Raw genomic sequence first — 17,846 nt, 5'->3', positions numbered from 1 at the left:
GACCAGGATGCGGCGGCTCCATCACGGTTGGTACGTCTTCGGCGCGACGTTCGGCGTGCTCCTCGTCGCCGCCGCCATCCGCGCGACGCCCGGCGTGGTGATCGTGCCGCTCGAGCACGACCTCGGGTGGTCGCGCGCGACGATCTCCGGCGCGATCGGCGTGAACCTCCTGCTGTACGGCCTCATGGGCCCGTTCACCGCCGCGATCGCCGAGCGGATCGGCCTCCGCCGGACCATGGCCGTCGCGATGACGCTCCTCGCGGGCGCCCTCCTGCTCGCCACGGAGATGCGGGCGGCGTGGCAGCTCGTGGTCCTGTGGGGCGTCCTGGTCGGCGTCGGCTCGGGGATGGCGGCCACCGTGCTCGGCGCGGTCGTGGTGGCGCGCTGGTTCCACGCCCGCCGCGGGCTCGTGATGGGGGCGCTGACCGCCAGCACCGCCACCGGGCAGCTCCTGTTCCTGCCGCTCCTCGCCCACCTGACGGAGGCGGAGGGGTGGCGCTGGGCCGTCCGCGCCGTGGCGGTCGCCGCCCTGGCGATGGTGCCGCTCGTCCTCGCCGTGGTGCGCGAGTCGCCCGCCGCGGTGGGGCTCCTGCCCGTCGGCGCGACGGAGGCGCCGCCGCCCCCCTCGCGGCGTGGCAACCCCGCGGTGCTCGCGGTCACCACGCTCGGCCGGGCGATGCGGCACCGCGACTTCTGGCTGCTCGCCGCGACGTTCTTCGTCTGCGGCGCGAGCACGAACGGCCTCGTCGGCACGCACCTCATCCCCGCCTGCCTCGACCACGGGATCCCCGAGGTCCGCGCGGCGAGCCTGCTCGCGACGATGGGGCTCTTCGATCTCGTGGGCACCACCGCCTCGGGCTGGCTCACGGACAGGTGGGACAGCAGGCGCCTCTTGTTCACCTACTACGCGCTGCGCGGGCTCTCGCTCGTCTTCCTCCCCGGCGCGCTCCACCACGGCGACGGGCTCGGCCTGTTCAGCGTGTTCTACGGGCTCGACTGGATCGCGACGGTGCCGCCGACCGTGAGGCTCGCGACCGACGCGTTCGGCAAGGACGACGCGCCCATCGTGTACGGCTGGGTGTTCGCGTCCCACCAGGTGGGCGCCGCGCTGGCCGCGCTGGGCGCCGGCCTCGTCCGGACGGAGCTCGGCGACTACCGCCTGGCGTTCCTCGCCTCCGGCGCGATCTGCATGGCCGCCGCGCTGCTGGCGCTCGCGATCGGGCGCGGCCGCGCCCGGCCCGAGGTCGAGCTCTCCCCCGTGCGCACGGCGTGACCGAAGCGGCCCGGCCGCCCGCCGCCGACCGCCCGCGGCCGCCTCGTCCGGCTCGACGCGCCGGGCCGGGCGTCCGGCGTCCCGCGACCGATTGACAAGCGCGCCCCACGCGGGCTACCACCCCGCGCCGAGGTCCAGGGGCGCGCCCCGCTCGCCCCCCACCGAGACCTCGTGTGCGTCCGGCGCGGAGGGTCCGCGCAACTCCGACTCCAGGGAACCGCGCGATGAAGACCCCCATGAAGCTCCTCGCCCTCACGCTGACCCTCGCCGCGCTGCCCGCCCAGGCCCGCACCTTCGAGGAGATCAAGGCGTCGGGGACGATGGTCGTCGCCTCGGAGGGCGCGTTCCCTCCTTTCAACTTCTTCCGCGGGCCGACCCTCACCGGCTTCGAGATCGACGTCGCGGAGGCCCTCGCGAAGAAGCTGGGCGTCGCGATCGAGTGGCGGGCCCTGTCGTTCGACGCGCTGCTCGCCGGGCTCCGGCAGGATCGCTGGGACATGGTGATCGCCTCGTTCGGCGTGAGCGAGGAGCGCGCCAAGGCGGTCACGTTCACCGATCCGCACTACTGCTCGGGCGGCGTCATCGTCGCGAAGGACCCCGCGATCCGCACGGTGAAGGATCTCGCCGGGAAGGTCGTCGCCGTGCAGACCGGCACGACCTACCTCGCGCACGTCCAGAAGATCCCCGGCCTCAAGGAGGTCAAGAACTTCCCCAAGGACACCGACGCCCGCTCCGCGCTCGCGGCCGGGCGGGTCGACGCATGGGTGACCGATCGCTTCGTGGCCAAGGCGGCGGTCGAGTCCGCCGGCGGCGCGGGGCTGAAGATCGGCGACTTCGTCTTCGTGGAGCGCATCGCCATGGCCGTGAAGAAGGGCAACGGCTCGCTCCAGGCGGCGCTGAACAAGGCCCTCGCGGACATCATGGCCGACGGGACGTACGAGAAGATCTCCAGGAAGTATCTGAACGAGGACGTCCGCTGCCGGTGAGCCGGCGTCGCTCCGACGGCACCGCCCTCGAGCCGGTCCCATGAACGTCGCACTCGGCGTCTGGCCCGCGCGCTGGACGCGCCAGCAGCGCAGCACCGCGACCATCGCCGCGTCGGCGGTGGTGCTCGTGCTGTTCATGTGGGGCGTGGCGAAGCCGCTCTCGTGGATGCCGGACCCCGTCGGCCCGGTCGCCGACGAGTTCGCGAGCGGCACGCGCGTCACCGTCTGGCTGACGCTCGCCTCCGGCCTCGCCGGGATCGCCATCGGCGTCCTCACCGCCGTGGCGAAGCTCGCGCCGTTCCCGCCGATCCGCTGGGCGGCCGACCTGTACGTCTGGGCCGTGCGCGGCACGCCGCTCCTCGTGCAGGTGCTGTTCGTGTACTTCGCGCTGCCGGCGATCGTCCCGGGCCTCCAGCTCTCCGACTTCACCTCGGCGGTGGTCGCGCTGGCGGTGAACGTCGGCGCCTACAACGCGGAGGCGATCCGCGCCGGCATCGTCGCGGTGCCGAAGGGGCAGACCGAGGCCGCCCGCGCGCTGGGCCTGTCCCCCTTGCAGACCTTCCGCGACGTGGTCTTCCCCCAGGCGTTCAAGATCGCGCTCCCGCCGCTCGTGAACAACGTGGTGGCCCTGCTCAAGGACTCGTCGCTCGCCTACGTGATCGGGGTGGTGGAGCTCTCGAACGTGGGCAACCGGCTCCAGGCCGCCACCTTCGAGCCGGTGCCGACGCTCGCCACGACCGCCACGATCTACCTCGTCCTCACCACCGTGCTCACCCGGATCTCCGGGGCGATCGAGCAGCGGCTCGACCTCGAGCAGCGGCGCTGAGCGGCAGGACGGACCTCATGTCGCTCGTACACTCCGCTCCTTCGCTCGCCACCGACCGGCCGCCGCTCATCGTCGCCGAGGGCGTGAACAAGCACTTCGGCCCGGCTCACGTGCTGCGCGGCGTGACGACGCGCTTCTTCGAGGGCGAGGTGGCCGTGATCATCGGCGCCTCCGGCTCCGGCAAGTCCACCTTCCTCCGGACGCTGAACCGCCTCGAGAAGCACGACTCCGGGCGCATCGTGGTGGACGGGATCGAGCTCGACGACAACGTCCGCAACCTCGACGCCATCCGCCGCGAGGTCGGCATGGTGTTCCAGCAGTTCAACCTGTTCCCGCACCTCACGGCGCTCGAGAACGTGGCGCTCGCGCCGCGGCGGGTCCGGGGCACGCCGCGCGCCGAGGCGACCCGCGCCGCGCTCGAGCTGCTCACGCGCGTCGGCCTCGCCGACCACGTCCACAAGTACCCCTTCCAGCTCTCCGGCGGCCAGCAGCAGCGCGTGGCCATCGCCCGCGCGCTCGCGATGAACCCGAAGGTGCTGCTCTTCGACGAGCCGACGAGCGCGCTCGATCCCGAGATGATCAACGAGGTCCTCGACGTGATGAAGGACCTGGCGCGGTCCGGCATGACGATGATCGTCGTCACGCACGAGATGCGGTTCGCGCGCGAGGTCGGGGACCGGATCCTCTTCTTCGACCACGGGGAGCTCCTGCAGGACGCCCCCGCGGACGAGTTCTTCGAGCGCCAGCGCAACGACCGGATCCGGGCGTTCCTGGGCCAGATATCTCACTGACAGTGACATCTCCACTCGGGCGCTTCGCCCGCGAGCGGGAGCTTTCGCAGAGGACACGGATGAGCACGCGCAACACGATCTTCGGCATCTCCCTCCTGACCCTGCTGCTCGGCGGCGCCGCCCGCGCCGAGGAGGCGGCCCGGCCGGACGACGTCCAGGCCCTGCGGGCCGAGGTGAAGCGGCTCGCGGAGGAGCTCGAGGCCCTGAAGGCGAGGGCGGCCGCGCCCACGCCCGCCTCCTACACCCCGCCGCCCGCCCCGGCGGCGGAGCAGGTGGCCGCGCTCGCGGAGCGCGTGGACGTGGTCGAGATCCAGCAGAAGGACGCGGTGGTCGCGGGGGACGTCCCCGGCTCGTTCCGGGTGCCCGGCACGGAGCTCTCGCTCCGGCTGTACGGGTTCGCGGAGCTGAACTGGGTGCACGCGTTCGGCCCCGACAACTCGGACATCGACTACGCGACCTTCGCTCCGTACCTGCCGCTCGAGGGGACGGCCGCGGGGCGGCGCACGAACCGGGACTACCTCACCGCCCGCACCTCCCGGCTCGGCATCGACGCGGCCACGCCGACGCGGTACGGCGTCCTCGGCGTCAAGATCGAGGGCGACTTCAACAACGAGCCGCGCACCGGGAACACCGCCCAGTACGGCGCGCCGGAGAACCTCTTCACCCAGCAGCAGACGAGCAGCTACGGCTTCCGGGTCCGCCACCTCTACGGCGTCTTCGGCGGCCTCCTCGTCGGCCAGACGTGGTCCACGTTCATGGACGTGGACAACTACCCGGAGACCGTCGACTACAACGGCCCCACGGGCGCCACCTTCATCCGCCAGCCGGTCATCCGCTACACCTACGCGACGCAGTCGGCCGGCGGCTTCACCGTCGCGCTCGAGAACTCCTCGAGCTACGTGCTCGACTCCCGCGCCGGCCCCGCCGACAGCCCGAACCCGGACTACGGCCTCCCCATCCCCACGAGCCTCTCGCGCGTGCCGGACGTGGTGGTCCGCTGGGACAAGGGGTTCCAGTGGGGCGCGCTCGGCGCCCGCGCGATGACGCAGGAGCTCCGCTTCGACGACGGCGACGGCACGAAGGCCGCGGCGCGCGGCTGGGGCGCGGCGGCGAGCGCCTCGTTCAAGGTGCGCGGCTCCGACTGGCTCGCGCTGCAGGTCACGGGCGGCGACGGCATCGGCCGCTACCTCAACTACATCGAGGGGGCCCTCTACGACGCGGCGGCCGGCCGGATCCGGACCGAGCGCGCCGTCGGCGTCATCGCCGGCTACCAGCTCAAGCCCGCGGGCTGGGTGCGCGTGAACTTCGTCTACGGCGCTACGCGGGACCTCGACGGCTCCTACACCGACGTGGCGAAGGCGACCGGCCTCGACGGCGGCCGGTACGGCGTGAACCGCTCGGTGCAGCAGCTCCACGTCGGCCCGATCTTCACGCCGGTGAAGGGCGTGGACGTCGGCGTGGAGGGCATCTGGGCGCAGCGGAGGACGCTCGCCGGCGAGCGGGGCGAGGATCAGCGCCTCGACTTCTCGGTGAAGTACTACGTGAACTGACGCGCGGTCCCGCGCGCCTTGCCCGCCATGAGCCGGCGTGCAACCCTGCGCGGGTCCTCATCCCGGCGGTACCCAACCGAGACCCGAGCAGCGGCGTCTCGACTTCGGCAGGAGGCAACAACATGCGCACCCTCGGTCTCGTCCTCGGCGCCCTCGCGCTCGTCTCGCTCGGCGCCTGCCAGAAGAAGTCCTCGACGCCCACCACCGTCAAGATCGGCGTGTTCGAGCCGATGACCGGCGCGAACGCGGCCGGCGGGGCGATGGAGGTGGAGGGGATCAAGCTCGCGAACGAGATGTTCCCCACCGTGAAGGTCGGCGACAAGGAGCTCAAGATCGAGCTCGTCGTCTCGGACAACAAGTCCGACAAGGTCGAGGCGGCCAACGCCGCCCAGCGGCTGGTCGATCAGGACAAGGTCGCCGCCGTCCTGGGCTCGTGGGGCTCGTCGCTGTCCATGGCGGCCGGCCCGATCGTCAAGGACAAGAAGGTGCCCGCCATCGCGCTCTCCGCGACGAACCCGCTCGTCACGAAGGGCAACGAGTACTACTTCCGCGTCTGCTTCATCGACCCGTTCCAGGGCACGGTGATGGCGAACTACGCCTTCAAGGACCTCAAGGCCAAGAAGGCGGTCATCATCCGCGAGGTCTCGAACGACTACTCGGTGGGCCTCGCCCGGTTCTTCTCCGACAGCTTCAAGAAGCTCACCGGCGACGAGGGCGCGATCCTCTCGGAGCTCAACTACAACACGAACGACCAGGACTTCACGGCCCAGCTCACCACCGCGAAGTCCATGAACCCCGACGTGATCTTCGCCCCGGGCAACTACACGGAGAGCGCCCTCGTCATCAAGCAGGCGCGCGAGCTCGGGATCACCGCGCCCTTCCTCGGCGGCGACACCTGGGAGACCCCCGAGTTCGTGGACGTCGGCAAGCAGGCGGTCGAGGGCGCGGTGTTCTCGACGTTCTTCGCGACCGAGGTGCCCATCACCGAGACCAGCAAGACGTTCCTCGACGCGTACCGCAAGCAGTACAACAAGGAGCCCGCCGCGGTGACCGCGCTCGGCTTCGACGGCTACCTCGTGGTGCGCTCGGCCATCGAGAAGGCGGGCAGCCTCGACGGCGCGAAGATCCGCGACGCGCTCGCCGCCACGCAGCGCTTCCCGGGCGCGGCCGGCCACATCACGTTCGACCAGAACCGCGACGCCACGAAGAGCGCGGTCATCAAGGTCGTCAAGGGCGGGAAGTTCACCTACCTGACCACGGTTCAGCCGTAGGGCCAGGAGCTCATCGCGGCGGCCGGGGGGCGGGTGCAGCCTCCCGCGCCCGCCGCAGAGGCCCCGAGGCGTCATGACACTCGCGCTCTTCCTGCAGCACCTGGCGAATGCCCTGTCCCTGGGCAGCCTCTACGCCCTCATCGCCATCGGCTACACGATGGTGTACGGCATCCTGCGGCTCATCAACTTCGCCCACGGCGACGTCTTCATGCTGGGCGCCTACCTGGCGTTCTACGCGGTGGCGACGTTCCTCCTGCCGTGGTGGGCGGCCTTCCTCCTCGCCATCCTGGTCACCGCGCTCTTCGGCGTGGTGCTCGAGCGCGTCGCGTACCGCCCGCTGCGGGACTCCCCGCGCATCTCGGTGATGATCAGCGCCATCGGCGCCTCGTTCCTCATCGAGAACGTCGGCATCGTCGTGTTCGGCGGCCGCCCCAAGGGCGTCCTGGTCCCCGACGTCATGAACGTCAAGCTCGGGCTGGGCGGCGTCTCGGTCATGTCGGTGAGCGTCGTCATCCCGGTCCTCACCTTCGTGGTGCTGGCGATCCTCCTCTGGGTCGTGCACCGGACGAAGACCGGCATGGCGATGCGCGCCGTCTCGACCGATCTCGACGCCGCGCGCCTGCAGGCGATCGACGTGAACCGCATCATCTCGTTCACGTTCGGCGCCGGCTCGCTGCTCGCCGCGGTCGGCGGCATCATGTGGTCCTACAAGTACCCGCAGCTGAACCCGCTCATGGGCACGATGCCGGGCCTCAAGTGCTTCATCGCGGCGGTCATCGGCGGGATCGGCAGCATCCAGGGGGCGGTGCTGGGCGGCTTCCTGCTCGGCGGGATCGAGCTCCTCACCGTCGCGTTCCTGCCGACCCTCACCGGCTACCGCGACGCGTTCGCGTTCGTGCTCCTCATCGTCGTCCTCCTGGTGAAGCCCTCGGGCCTCCTCGGCGGGCGCCACGTCGAGAAGGTGTGACGCCATGAAGCCGAAGCGCACGCACCTCTACACGCTCGCGGCCGTCGCCGCCTTCGCCGTGTTCCTCGGCATCGCCGACGCCACCTTCGACGCCTTCGCCCTGCGCGTCCTCGACCTGTGCGGCATCTACGTCGTGCTGGCGCTCTCCCTGAACCTCGTGAACGGGTTCACCGGCCTCTTCTCGCTGGGCCACGCGGGCTTCATGGCGGTCGGCGCCTACACGAGCGCCCTGCTCACGATGACCGCCGAGCAGAAGGAGATGAACTTCTTCCTCGAGCCCATCGCGCCGTGGCTCGCGCACCTCTCGATCCCCTTCATCCCGGCGCTCGTGGTGGCGGGGCTCGTCGCGGCGGGGCTCGGGTTCGTCATCGCGGCGCCGGCGCTGCGCCTCCGGGACGACTACCTCGCCATCGCCACCCTCGGCTTCGCCGAGATCATCCGCGTGGTCCTCACCAACGCGCAGCGGATCACGAACGGCGCCCTGGGGCTCAAGGGGCTGCCCAAGTTCGCCGGGACCTGGGAGGTCTGGGGCTGCGCCGCGCTGGCGGTCCTCTTCATGATCCTCCTCACGCGCTCGGCCTACGGGCGGGCGCTCAAGGCGGTGCGGGACGACGAGATCGCCGCCGGGGCGATGGGCGTGAACGTGTTCCGCACGAAGGTGGTGAGCTTCACCGTCTCGAGCTTCATGGCGGGGGTGGGCGGCGCGCTGCTCGGCCACCTGCTCACCACCATCGACCCGAAGATGTTCACCTTCATGCTGACGTTCAACATCCTGCTCGTGGTCGTGCTCGGCGGGATGGCCTCCATCACCGGCTCGGTGATCGCCTCCATCGCGGTGACGATCCTCATGGAGGCGCTCCGCTTCCTGGACGGCCCCCTCGACCTCGGCGTCTTCCAGCTCGACGCGCGCCCGGGCCTGCGCATGGTGGTGTTCTCGGCGCTGCTGATGGCGGTCGTGATCTTCCGGCAGCGCGGGCTCATGGGCAGCCGCGAGTTCTCGTGGGCGATGCTGTCGAGGGCGAGGCTGCCGTGGCGGAGGAGCGGGCCGGCCGGCACCGACGGGGGGACGCATGGCGTTGCTTAGCACCGAGCGCGTCACCATGCGGTTCGGCGGCCTCACCGCCGTCTCCCGCCTCGAGGTCCGCATCGAGAAGGACGAGATCGTCGGCCTCATCGGGCCGAACGGCGCCGGGAAGACCACCGCCTTCAACGTGATCACCGGGATGAACACGCCCACGGAGGGGAGGGTGCTCTTCGCCGGCGAGGACATCACCGGCATGCCGCGCCACGAGATCGCCAGGCGCGGGGTCGCGCGGACGTTCCAGAACATCCGGCTCTTCAAGGAGATGTCGGTCCTCGAGAACGTCCTCGTCGGCTGCCACCTGCGGCTCCGCCCCAACGTCTTCGAGGCGACGCTCCACCTGCCGGGCTATCGCCGCCGGGACGCCGAGGCCCGCGCGTTCGCCCTCGACCTGCTGCGCGAGGTGGGCCTCGAGTCGAACGCGGACGAGCTCGCCACGAGCCTCCCCTACGGGAAGCAGCGGCGCCTCGAGATCGTGCGCGCCCTCGCGACGCGGCCGACGATGCTGCTGCTCGACGAGCCCGCGGCCGGCATGAACCCGCAGGAGTCCCTCGAGCTCATGCACTTCATCCGGCGGATCCGCGATCAGTTCGGCCTGACCATCCTCCTCATCGAGCACCACATGCAGGTGGTGATGGGGGTCTGCCACCGCATCTACGTCCTCGAGTACGGGCAGACGATCGCCCAGGGCGATCCGGCCGCGATCCAGAACGACCCCAAGGTCATCGAAGCGTACCTGGGAGCCCAGTGATGCTGAAGGTCGAGCAGCTCTCCGCTCATTACGGCGGCATCCACGCGCTCCAGGGCATCGCGCTCGACGTGCCCGACGGCTCCATCGTGAGCCTCATCGGCGCGAACGGCGCTGGCAAGAGCACCACCCTCAAGTCCATCGTCGGGCTCGTGAAGCCGTCGCGCGGGACCGTCACCTGGAACGGCGAGGTGCTCACCGGGCTCCCCACCAAGGACATCGTGTCCCGCGGCGTGTGCCTCGTCCCCGAGGGCCGCCACGTCTTCCCGAACCTCACGGTGGACGAGAACCTGACGCTCGGCGCCTACTCGCGGTCCGACAAGCCGGGCATCGCCGCCGACCGCGAGAAGGTGTTCGGGCTTTTCCCGCGCCTGAAGGAGCGGGTGAGCCAGAAGGCCGGCACGCTCTCCGGCGGCGAGCAGCAGATGCTCGCGGTGGGGCGCGCGCTCATGACCCGTCCCCGGCTCCTGATGATGGACGAGCCGTCGCTCGGCCTCGCCCCGCTCATCGTGAAGATGATCTTCGACATCGTGAAGGCCATCAACGCGGAGGGGGTCACCGTGCTGCTCGTCGAGCAGAACGCGAAGGCGGCGCTCGAGATCGCCGACTACGGCTACGTCCTCGAGACGGGCCGCATCACCTTCCACGGGCCGGGCAAGGACCTCCTGAAGGACGATCGCGTGCGCCACGCGTACCTCGGCGAGGCTCACGCGTAAGACGTCTCAGCGGGGGCTGGTCCCCCGCCCCCTCGACGGCTGATCGCCGTCGCCGGGGCCCCCACCCCCGCTCGCCGGGCCCGCTTCGCTCGCTGACGTCTCGCGATCCGCGCCGGCGCCCCGCTGGGCTACATTGCCGGGCCATGCGACTCCTCCGCGATCTGTCGCCGTCCGCCGTCGTCGCGGGCTTCGTCACCGTCCTCGTCGGCTACACCAGCTCCGCGGTGATCGTGTTCCAGGCGGCGAGGGCCTGCGGCGCCGGCCCCGCGGAGATCGCCTCCTGGATGTGGGCGCTCGGGCTGGGGATGGGGCTCACCTGCATCGGCCTGTCGCTGCGCTACCGCGTGCCGGTGGTCACCGCCTGGTCCACGCCCGGGGCGGCGCTCCTCGCGACCAGCGCGGCCGGCCTGCCGATGTCGGCCGCCGTCGGCGCCTTCCTCGTCTGCGGCGCGCTCCTGCTCCTCTTCGGCGTCACCGGCTGGTTCGAGCGCGGCATGTCGCGCATCCCGATGCCGATCGCCGCCGGGATGCTGGCCGGGGTCCTGCTCCGGTTCGGGATGGACACCTTCGTGGCGATGAGGACGCAGCTCGGCCTCGCGCTCGCCATGGTCGCGGCGTACCTCGTCGGCCGCAGGCTCTGGCCCCGCTACGCGGTGGTGGGCGTGCTCGCGGTGGGCGTCGCCGTGGCGGCGGCCCTGGGGCTGCTCGGGCTGTCGGGCGTGCACCTCGAGCTCACGCGCCCGGTGCTCACGGCGCCGACCTTCAGCACGAGCGCCCTCGTCGGCGTGGCGATCCCGCTCTTCGTCGTCACCATGGCCTCGCAGAACGTGACGGGGGTCGCCGTGATGCGCGCGGCCGGGTACGGCGACACGCCCGTGTCGCCCCTCATCGGCTGGACCGGCGCGACCACCGTCCTCCTCGCGCCCTTCGGCGGCTACACGTTCAACCTCGCCGCGATCACGGCGGCCCTCTGCATGGGGCACGAGGCTCACCCGGACAAGGACCGGCGCTACGTGGCCGCCGTGGCCGCCGGCGGCTTCTACCTGCTCACCGGCCTCTTCGGCGCCACGGTGGGCGCCGTGTTCGCGGCGTTCCCGAAGGAGCTCGTGATGGCGGTGGCGGGGCTCGCGCTCGTGAACACGATCGGCGCTGGACTCGCGGCGGCGGTGCGTGACGAGTCGGATCGGGAGCCGGCCCTCCTCACGTTCCTCGTCACCGCCTCCGGGGTCTCGCTGTTCGGGATCGGGTCGGCCTTCTGGGGGCTCGTGGCCGGCGTCATCGCGCTCCTCGCGCTCCGCCGTTAGCCGAGGGGAGCCGCGCGCGGAGCCCCCGGCGTTATCCGCTTGACCGGACGCACGTCCGTCATTTAGGAAGACGGGGTCGCATCGACGCGCGGCCCCGGCCGCCCAGGAGAGGAACTCATGAAGCGCACCATCCGCACCCTCGCCGCCGCCGTGCTCGCGCTCTGCGCGCTGGGCGCCCGCCCCGCTGCGGCGGGGCAGGTCATCAAGCTCGGCGTGGAGAACGGGCCTCATGCCGAGATCGCCGAGCTGGTGAAGACGCTCGTCGCGAAGGACGGCATCGAGCTCAAGGTCATCGAGCTCTCGGACTACGCCCAGCAGAACCCGGCGCTCGACCAGGGCGACCTGGACGCCAACTCGTTCCAGCACCAGCCGTACCTCGACGAGCAGGTGAAGGCGCGCGGCTACAAGCTCGTCGGCGTGGCGAAGAGCGTGGTCTTCCCGATGGGCGTGTACTCCCGCAAGATCAAGGCGCTCGCGGAGCTGCCCCAGGGCGCCAAGATCGCCATCCCCAACGATCCGTCGAACGGAGGCCGAGCGCTCCTGCTCCTGCAGGCGAACGGGGTCCTGAAGCTCCGCCCCGGCAGCGGCATCACCCCGACGGCGATCGACATCGTCGAGAACAAGAAGAACGTGAAGATCGTGGAGGCGGACGCCGCCCAGCTCCCGAACTTCCTCCCCGACGTGTCCGCCGCCGTCATCAACACGAACTACGCGATCCAGGGGAAGCTCGACCCGGCCAAGGACGCCATCGCCCGCGAGGCGAAGGACTCGCCGTACGTGAACCTCCTCGTCGTGCGGCAGGCGGACAAGGACAAGCCCTGGGTGAAGAAGCTCGTCGCCGCCTACCACTCGGCGGAGGTGCGCAAGCTCATCGACACGAAGTGGCCGGGCGTCGTGGTCCCGGGCTGGTAGGGCCGAGCGGACCTTTCGCCGGCGGAGCCGAGGCTCGTCCCCTGGGTTGGGGGCGGGCCTCTCTTCGTCGAAGGCGCGCGGTGCGGTTCCGCGCGGCGCCTAGGCGTTCGGCCGCGAGCGCACGAGCCGCTTGTTGAGCCGCTGCGCCACGCGATCTCCGACCGACTGGACCCCCTGCACGAGCACGATGAGGACGACCACCACCGCGAGCATGACCTCCGGCAGGAAGCGCTGGTAGCCATAGCGGATGCCGAGGTCGCCGAGCCCGCCGCCGCCGACGGCGCCGGCCATGGCCGAGTAGCTGATCAGGTTCACGACCGTGATGGTGAGGGCCGCGACGAGGCCGGGGAGCGCCTCCGGGACGAGGACCTTCGTCACGATCTGCATCGGCGAGGCCCCCATGGCCTGCGCTGCCTCGATGAGGCCGGGGTCCACCTCGCGGAGCGCCGCCTCGGCGAGCCGGGCCACGAACGGGATGGCCGCGATCGTCAGCGGCACGATGGCCGCCGCCGTGCCGATGGAGGTGCCGACGAGGAGCCGCGTGAACGGGATGATGGCCACGAGCAGGATGATGAACGGCGTCGAGCGGCCGGCGTTCACCACCGCGCCCAGCACCCGGTTCAGCAGGGGGTGCTCCCGGATGTGGCCGGGGCTCGTGGCGACCAGGACGACGCCCAGCGGCACGCCGACGAGCGCCGCCAGGGTGGACGACACGGCCACCATGAGCAGGGTCTCGAGGAACGCGTCAAGCAACAGCCCGAGCATCGCCGGCGACATGGCCGAGCACCTCCACCTTCAGGTCCTTGCTGCGGATGAACTCGAGAGAGGCCGCGACGTCCTCGGCGCGCCCGATCGCCTCGACGATGATGTTCCCGTACGGCTCACCCTGGATGTAGTCGACCTGCGCCTGCAGGATGTTGAGCAGGATCCCGAACCGGCGGACGACCTCGGCCATCACGGGCGTGTTCGCCGACGGCCCGCGGAAGACGATCCGGAGCACCGGGTTGCCGCCGGCCTCGGGCGGCGCCGCCAGGCGCGCGACGAGGTTCGCCGGGAGGGCCCGGTCCACGAGGTCGCGGACGAAGCGCCGGGTCACCTCGGCGGTCGGCGAGGTGAAGACGTCGAAGACGGGGCCGAGCTCCACGATCTCGCCGTGCTCCAGCACCGCCACCCGGTCGCAGATCTCCTTGATGACCGGCATCTCGTGCGTGATGAGGACGATGGTGAGCCCGAGCTTCCGGTTGATGTCGCGGAGCAGGGTGAGGATCGCCTGCGTGGTCTCGGGGTCGAGCGCCGAGGTGGCCTCGTCGCAGAGCAGCACCGACGGCTCCGAGGCGAGCGCCCGCGCGATGCCGACCCGCTGCTTCTCCCCGCCGGACAGCTCGGCGGGGTAGCGGCCGTGCTTGCCCGCGAGCCCGACCAGCTCCAGGAGCGGCGCCGCGGCGGCGCGCGCGTCCGCGCGCGAGCGGCCGGCGAGCTCGAGGGGGAGGGCGACGTTGTCGAGGGCGGTCCGCGAGGAGAGCAGGTTGAAGTGCTGGAAGATCATCCCGATCGCGTGGCGCGCCTCGCGCAGGGCCCGGCCTCGGAGCGCGGTGATCTCCCGGCCCTCGACCACCACGCGACCCGACGTGGGCCGCTCGAGGAGGTTGATGCAGCGGACGAGCGTACTCTTGCCGGCGCCGCTGCGGCCGATGACGCCGAACACCTCGCCCCTGGGGATGGCGAGGGAGACGCCCTTGAGGACGTGGACGGGGCCGCCCTCGGCGTGGAAGGTCTTCGTGAGGTCTCGGAGCTCGATCATCGTGCTTCGCGGGGGGCTGGACGCGGGGTGTCCGTTATACTGGAGGAGCCCCCGCGGCGCGAGGCCGGCCGGCGTGGCAGGCTCCGCGGGGCGATCGGCGCGTTGCCCGGCGCCTCGATCTCCCCTATAGGATGAGCATCCGTTATCACGGAAGGAGACCTCCCACATGAGAGCCGTCCGGACGATCCCGCTCCTCGCCACCGCACTCCTCGCGCTCGCCGGCGTCGCCCGTGCGGCGCCGGCCCAGACCCTCAAGGTCGGCACCGAGGGTGTTTACGCTCCGTTCACGTTCCAGGACGCCGACGGGAAGCTCACCGGCTACGACGTCGAGGTCGTCCGGGAGATCGCGCGGCGCGCCGGGCTCGAGCCGGTGTTCGCCCCGACGCCGTGGGACAGCATCTTCCTCGGGCTCGACTCGCGGAAGTTCGACCTGGTCGCGAACCAGATCGGCAAGACGCCCGAGCGCGAGAAGAAGTACCTCTTCACCGACGACTACCTCGTCTCCGGCGCACAGATCATCGTCAAGGAAGGGCGCGCCGGGACGTTCTCCGGGCTCGAGAGCCTCGCGGGCCTGAAGGTCGGCACCGGCGTCGGCAGCAACTACAGCAAGCTGCTCGAGGCCTACAACGCGAGCCACACCCCGCCCATCGACATCAAGTACTACGACGGGACCCTCACCACCGTCCTCCAGGACATCGTCGCGGGCCGCCTCGACGCGACCGTGAACGACCGCCTGACGGTGGGGTACAACGTCAAGAAGCTCGCGCTCCCCGTGAAGCTGGTCGGGGCGCCGCTCGCGCTCGTCCCCTCGCACTTCGTGGTCCGCAAGGGGCCGGAGGGCGAGGCGCTCGTGAAGCGCCTCGACGCGGCCATCGCCGCGGCCAAGCGGGACGGCACGCTCGCGAAGCTCTCCGTGAAGTGGTTCGGCGCCGACTACACGCGCTAGCGCTCCCTCCCGCCCGTGGACGCCGCCGGCATGGAGCCGCTGCTCGACTATCCCTTCATGGTGTCGGTGGTGCCCGCGCTCCTGCGGGCGCTGCCGGTCACCCTGAACGTGACCGTGGTGTCGATGAGCCTGGCGCTGCCGCTCGCGCTCGCCACCGCCCTCGTCCGGATCTCCCGCGTCCCGGTGCTCCGGCACGTGGCGGCGCTCTACGTCTCGTTCATGCGCGGCACGCCGCTCCTCGTGCAGATCTACCTCGCCTACTACGGCCTGCCGAAGGTGCTGAACCACCTCGGCGACCGCTACGGCTGGTCCCTCGACGTGAGCAGCATCCCGGCCATCGCCTTCATCTACCTCGCGTTCACGCTGAACGTCGGGGCCTACGCCTCCGAGACCTTCCGCGCGGCGATCGAGGCGATCGACCGGGGGCAGATGGAGGCGGCGCTCTCGGTGGGGATGACGCGCTGGCAAGGCATGCGCCGGATCGTGCTCCCCCAGGCGCTCACCATCGCCCTGCCGAGCCTCGGGAACACCGTCATCGCGCTGCTCAAGGACACCTCGCTCGCCTTCCTCGTGTCGGTGGTGGAGCTCATGGGGGAGGCGAAGATCCAGGCGGCGCGCGGGCTGCAGTTCTTCGAGGTCTACCTGGTGGCCGCGCTCGTCTACTGGGTCATCTGCATCGGCATCGAGCGGGGCATGGCGGTGCTGGAGCGCCGGGTGAGGCGGTACGAGGGGCTCTCGCCGGCATGATCGAGCTCCGCGACGTCACGAAGGCGTTCAACGGCGTGCCAGCCCTGCGGGGCGTGAGCCTCGAGGTCCACGAGGGCGAGTCCGTCGTCATCCTCGGGCCGAGCGGCTCCGGCAAGTCCACGCTGCTGCGCTGCGTGAACTTCCTCGAGCGCCCGGACGGCGGGACGATCCGCGTCGGCGATCTCACCGTGGACGCCCACCGGGCCACGAAGGCGGAGGCGGCGGCGCTGCGGCGGCGGACCGCCATGGTGTTCCAGCACTACCACCTGTTCCGCAACAAGACCGCGCTCGAGAACGTGATGGAGGGGCTCCTCGTGGTGAGGAAGCTCCCGCGCGCCGAGGCCCGCGCCGCGAGCGAGCGGGTCCTCGCGCGCGTCGGTCTCTCGAACCGGCTCTCCTACTTCCCGTCCCAGCTCTCCGGCGGCCAGCAGCAGCGGGTCGGCATCGCCCGGGCGCTCGCGCTCGAGCCCGACGTCATCCTCTTCGACGAGCCGACCTCGGCGCTCGACCCGGAGCTCGTGGGCGAGGTCCTCGACGTGATGCGCGGCCTCGCCCGCGACGGCGTGACGATGCTCGTCGTCACCCACGAGATGGGCTTCGCGCGCGAGGTCGCCCAGCGCGTGATCTTCATGGACGAGGGGCGCATCGTGGAGGAGGGCGCGGCCGAGGACGTCTTCCAGCGCACGCGCCACGAGCGGACGCGGCAGTTCCTGCAGCGGGTCAAGCGGACCTGACGGGCGTGCATCCGTGCACGGGCCCCGTGCATCTCCGCGCGAGCGTCGAGGCCCGGATTCCGGTACACGTGCCTCGAGCGTCCGGGGTCCCGGAGGCGAGGAGGGTGGCACCCTTGTCCCGTCGAGGCTGGCTGCTGTTCGTCGCGCTGTGCGTGATCTGGGGGATCCCGTACCTGCTCATCAAGGTCGCGGTCCGGGAGATCACCCCGGCGAGCCTCGTCTTCCTGCGCACCGCCATCGGCGCGCTCGTCCTCCTGCCGGTGGTGCTCCTCTCCCGGGGCGACCTGCGCGCCCTCCTGCCGCGCTGGCGCCCCATCGTGCTGTTCACCGTGGCGGAGCTCGCGGTCCCGTGGCTCCTGCTCTCCGACGCCGAGCGCCACCTGCCGAGCTCCCTCGCGGGCCTCCTCGTCGCGTCGGTGCCGCTGGTCGGCGTCGTGCTGGCCCGCCTGAGCGGGGTCCCCGAGCCGCTCGGAGGACGCCGTCTCGCCGGGCTCTGGGTCGGGCTCGCGGGCGTGGTCGCGCTGCTCGGCCTCGACGTGCGCGGGGGAGACCTGCGCGCGGTGGGCGAGATGGTGCTCGTGGTGATCGGCTACGCGGTGGGCCCCATGGTCGTGTCCCGGCGCCTCACCGACGTGCGGACCCTGGACGTGGTGGCGGTGTCGCTCGTGCTGGGCGCCGTGGGGTACGCGCCGTTCGGGATCGCCCAGCTCCCCGCCGCGCTGCCGTCGATCGAGGCGATCCTCTCGGTGGTCGTGCTCGGGGTGCTCTGCACGGCGCTCGCCTTCGTGCTCTTCTTCCGGCTCATCGCCGAGGTCGGGCCGGTGCGGGCCACCGTGGTCGCGTACGTCAATCCGGCGGTCGCCGTAGCCGCGGGGGTCGCCGTGCTGGGTGAGCCGCTGACGGCGGGCACGGTCATCGGGTTCTTGCTCATCCTCGCCGGCTCCTGGCTCGCGACCGGAGCGCCGGTGCGCGCCGCCGCCTCCTCGGCGTCCCCGATGGCGCCGGGCTCCGCCGGACAGGCGTGAGGCCGGGTCGCGGCGCGCTGACGCGCCGTCCTTGATCGCACGCAACCCTCGGCTTTCACTTGCGCGGCGCGTCGTCGTCGTGACGCGCGGTTGCTTGCCCTCGAGAAAAAAGCGCGAGGCGGGTGAACGGGAGCCTCCGATTGTGCTTCAATGCCGCGCACTCTGCAG

The 17,846-nt window shown here is 71.3% G+C and carries 18 protein-coding genes; 16 read left to right on the top strand and 2 right to left on the bottom strand.

What is annotated here, in order from left to right:
- Positions 1 to 7 precede the first annotated feature (7 nt).
- The 12 genes from MNZ39_RS02105 (at position 8) to MNZ39_RS02050 (ending at position 12,425) form a co-directional block, all read left to right on the top strand.
- Positions 8 to 1,273 (top strand): MFS transporter, encoded by a 1,266-nt coding sequence (locus tag MNZ39_RS02105; protein ID WP_242333752.1) that lies wholly within the window; start codon positions 8 to 10, stop codon positions 1,271 to 1,273.
- Positions 1,274 to 1,497: 224 nt separating this feature from the next.
- Positions 1,498 to 2,259, top strand: coding sequence for an ABC transporter substrate-binding protein (locus tag MNZ39_RS02100; RefSeq protein WP_242333749.1), 762 nt, complete (start codon positions 1,498 to 1,500; stop codon positions 2,257 to 2,259).
- Between the two features lie 40 nt (positions 2,260 to 2,299).
- Positions 2,300 to 3,085, top strand: a complete 786-nt coding sequence (locus tag MNZ39_RS02095) for an amino acid ABC transporter permease (protein WP_242333746.1) — start codon at positions 2,300 to 2,302, stop codon at positions 3,083 to 3,085.
- A gap of 17 nt (positions 3,086 to 3,102) precedes the next feature.
- Positions 3,103 to 3,876 (top strand): amino acid ABC transporter ATP-binding protein, encoded by a 774-nt coding sequence (locus MNZ39_RS02090; protein WP_242333744.1) that lies wholly within the window; start codon positions 3,103 to 3,105, stop codon positions 3,874 to 3,876.
- A gap of 59 nt (positions 3,877 to 3,935) precedes the next feature.
- A complete protein-coding gene (locus tag MNZ39_RS02085; RefSeq protein WP_242333741.1) occupies positions 3,936 to 5,426 on the top strand; it encodes a DcaP family trimeric outer membrane transporter in 1,491 nt (496 codons plus the stop codon).
- A gap of 122 nt (positions 5,427 to 5,548) precedes the next feature.
- Complete coding sequence (locus MNZ39_RS02080; protein WP_242333738.1) at positions 5,549 to 6,697, top strand: ABC transporter substrate-binding protein; 1,149 nt, start codon at positions 5,549 to 5,551, stop codon at positions 6,695 to 6,697.
- A gap of 73 nt (positions 6,698 to 6,770) precedes the next feature.
- The gene (locus tag MNZ39_RS02075; RefSeq protein ID WP_242333735.1) at positions 6,771 to 7,664 is read left to right on the top strand and encodes a branched-chain amino acid ABC transporter permease; all 894 of its coding nucleotides are present in this window, start codon (positions 6,771 to 6,773) and stop codon (positions 7,662 to 7,664) included.
- A 4-nt stretch (positions 7,665 to 7,668) separates the two neighbouring features.
- Positions 7,669 to 8,748 carry a branched-chain amino acid ABC transporter permease gene (locus MNZ39_RS02070; RefSeq protein ID WP_242333732.1) on the top strand — a complete coding sequence of 360 codons (1,080 nt, stop codon included), beginning with the start codon at positions 7,669 to 7,671 and terminating at the stop codon, positions 8,746 to 8,748.
- Positions 8,735 to 9,496 carry an ABC transporter ATP-binding protein gene (locus MNZ39_RS02065; protein WP_242333729.1) on the top strand — a complete coding sequence of 254 codons (762 nt, stop codon included), beginning with the start codon at positions 8,735 to 8,737 and terminating at the stop codon, positions 9,494 to 9,496. Before MNZ39_RS02070 ends, MNZ39_RS02065 begins: the two co-directional genes overlap by 14 nt.
- Positions 9,496 to 10,209, top strand: a complete 714-nt coding sequence (locus MNZ39_RS02060) for an ABC transporter ATP-binding protein (RefSeq protein WP_242333726.1) — start codon at positions 9,496 to 9,498, stop codon at positions 10,207 to 10,209. Before MNZ39_RS02065 ends, MNZ39_RS02060 begins: the two co-directional genes overlap by 1 nt.
- A gap of 143 nt (positions 10,210 to 10,352) precedes the next feature.
- Positions 10,353 to 11,513 (top strand): benzoate/H(+) symporter BenE family transporter, encoded by a 1,161-nt coding sequence (locus MNZ39_RS02055; protein ID WP_242333723.1) that lies wholly within the window; start codon positions 10,353 to 10,355, stop codon positions 11,511 to 11,513.
- A 117-nt stretch (positions 11,514 to 11,630) separates the two neighbouring features.
- Entirely contained in the window at positions 11,631 to 12,425 is a 795-nt protein-coding gene (locus tag MNZ39_RS02050) for a MetQ/NlpA family ABC transporter substrate-binding protein (RefSeq protein WP_242333720.1), read from the top strand.
- Between the two features lie 99 nt (positions 12,426 to 12,524).
- Here the strand turns inward: MNZ39_RS02050 and MNZ39_RS02045 are convergent, their stop codons facing one another.
- The gene (locus MNZ39_RS02045; RefSeq protein WP_242333717.1) at positions 12,525 to 13,202 is read right to left on the bottom strand and encodes a methionine ABC transporter permease; all 678 of its coding nucleotides are present in this window, start codon (positions 13,200 to 13,202) and stop codon (positions 12,525 to 12,527) included.
- Positions 13,171 to 14,226, bottom strand: coding sequence for a methionine ABC transporter ATP-binding protein (locus MNZ39_RS02040; protein WP_242333714.1), 1,056 nt, complete (start codon positions 14,224 to 14,226; stop codon positions 13,171 to 13,173). Before MNZ39_RS02040 ends, MNZ39_RS02045 begins: the two co-directional genes overlap by 32 nt.
- Before the next feature lie 166 nt (positions 14,227 to 14,392).
- Between MNZ39_RS02040 and MNZ39_RS02035 the strand changes: the two genes are divergently transcribed.
- The 4 genes from MNZ39_RS02035 to MNZ39_RS02020 all read left to right on the top strand — a co-directional run bounded on the left by MNZ39_RS02035 (position 14,393) and on the right by MNZ39_RS02020 (position 17,678).
- The gene (locus MNZ39_RS02035) at positions 14,393 to 15,172 is read left to right on the top strand and encodes a transporter substrate-binding domain-containing protein (protein ID WP_242333711.1); all 780 of its coding nucleotides are present in this window, start codon (positions 14,393 to 14,395) and stop codon (positions 15,170 to 15,172) included.
- Between the two features lie 15 nt (positions 15,173 to 15,187).
- A complete protein-coding gene (locus MNZ39_RS02030) occupies positions 15,188 to 15,919 on the top strand; it encodes an amino acid ABC transporter permease (RefSeq protein WP_242333708.1) in 732 nt (243 codons plus the stop codon).
- Positions 15,916 to 16,653, top strand: a complete 738-nt coding sequence (locus MNZ39_RS02025; RefSeq protein WP_242333705.1) for an amino acid ABC transporter ATP-binding protein — start codon at positions 15,916 to 15,918, stop codon at positions 16,651 to 16,653. Before MNZ39_RS02030 ends, MNZ39_RS02025 begins: the two co-directional genes overlap by 4 nt.
- A gap of 104 nt (positions 16,654 to 16,757) precedes the next feature.
- Positions 16,758 to 17,678 carry a DMT family transporter gene (locus MNZ39_RS02020; protein ID WP_374109394.1) on the top strand — a complete coding sequence of 307 codons (921 nt, stop codon included), beginning with the start codon at positions 16,758 to 16,760 and terminating at the stop codon, positions 17,676 to 17,678.
- Positions 17,679 to 17,846: the final 168 nt, after the last annotated feature.

The sequence above is a fragment of the Anaeromyxobacter sp. SG66 genome (assembly GCF_022690805.1).
Classification (GTDB): Bacteria; Myxococcota; Myxococcia; order Myxococcales; family Anaeromyxobacteraceae; genus Anaeromyxobacter; species Anaeromyxobacter soli.
Note: the sequence above shows the minus strand (reverse complement) of the source record. Positions and strands in the feature narration are given on the sequence as shown.

What these genes read in the sequence shown, in the direction of transcription:
- MNZ39_RS02035 (WP_242333711.1), top strand. Translation starts at nt 14,393, where the DNA reads ATGAGAGCCGTCCGGACGATCCCGCTCCTCGCCACCGCACTCCTCGCG.
- MNZ39_RS02105 (WP_242333752.1), top strand. Translation starts at nt 8, where the DNA reads ATGCGGCGGCTCCATCACGGTTGGTACGTCTTCGGCGCGACGTTCGGC.
- MNZ39_RS02055 (WP_242333723.1), top strand. Translation starts at nt 10,353, where the DNA reads ATGCGACTCCTCCGCGATCTGTCGCCGTCCGCCGTCGTCGCGGGCTTC.
- MNZ39_RS02060 (WP_242333726.1), top strand. Translation starts at nt 9,496, where the DNA reads ATGCTGAAGGTCGAGCAGCTCTCCGCTCATTACGGCGGCATCCACGCG.
- MNZ39_RS02085 (WP_242333741.1), top strand. Translation starts at nt 3,936, where the DNA reads ATGAGCACGCGCAACACGATCTTCGGCATCTCCCTCCTGACCCTGCTG.
- MNZ39_RS02040 (WP_242333714.1), bottom strand. Translation starts at nt 14,226, where the DNA reads ATGATCGAGCTCCGAGACCTCACGAAGACCTTCCACGCCGAGGGCGGC.
- MNZ39_RS02100 (WP_242333749.1), top strand. Translation starts at nt 1,498, where the DNA reads ATGAAGACCCCCATGAAGCTCCTCGCCCTCACGCTGACCCTCGCCGCG.
- MNZ39_RS02070 (WP_242333732.1), top strand. Translation starts at nt 7,669, where the DNA reads ATGAAGCCGAAGCGCACGCACCTCTACACGCTCGCGGCCGTCGCCGCC.
- MNZ39_RS02025 (WP_242333705.1), top strand. Translation starts at nt 15,916, where the DNA reads ATGATCGAGCTCCGCGACGTCACGAAGGCGTTCAACGGCGTGCCAGCC.
- MNZ39_RS02065 (WP_242333729.1), top strand. Translation starts at nt 8,735, where the DNA reads ATGGCGTTGCTTAGCACCGAGCGCGTCACCATGCGGTTCGGCGGCCTC.
- MNZ39_RS02095 (WP_242333746.1), top strand. Translation starts at nt 2,300, where the DNA reads ATGAACGTCGCACTCGGCGTCTGGCCCGCGCGCTGGACGCGCCAGCAG.
- MNZ39_RS02050 (WP_242333720.1), top strand. Translation starts at nt 11,631, where the DNA reads ATGAAGCGCACCATCCGCACCCTCGCCGCCGCCGTGCTCGCGCTCTGC.
- MNZ39_RS02080 (WP_242333738.1), top strand. Translation starts at nt 5,549, where the DNA reads ATGCGCACCCTCGGTCTCGTCCTCGGCGCCCTCGCGCTCGTCTCGCTC.
- MNZ39_RS02090 (WP_242333744.1), top strand. Translation starts at nt 3,103, where the DNA reads ATGTCGCTCGTACACTCCGCTCCTTCGCTCGCCACCGACCGGCCGCCG.
- MNZ39_RS02075 (WP_242333735.1), top strand. Translation starts at nt 6,771, where the DNA reads ATGACACTCGCGCTCTTCCTGCAGCACCTGGCGAATGCCCTGTCCCTG.
- MNZ39_RS02045 (WP_242333717.1), bottom strand. Translation starts at nt 13,202, where the DNA reads ATGTCGCCGGCGATGCTCGGGCTGTTGCTTGACGCGTTCCTCGAGACC.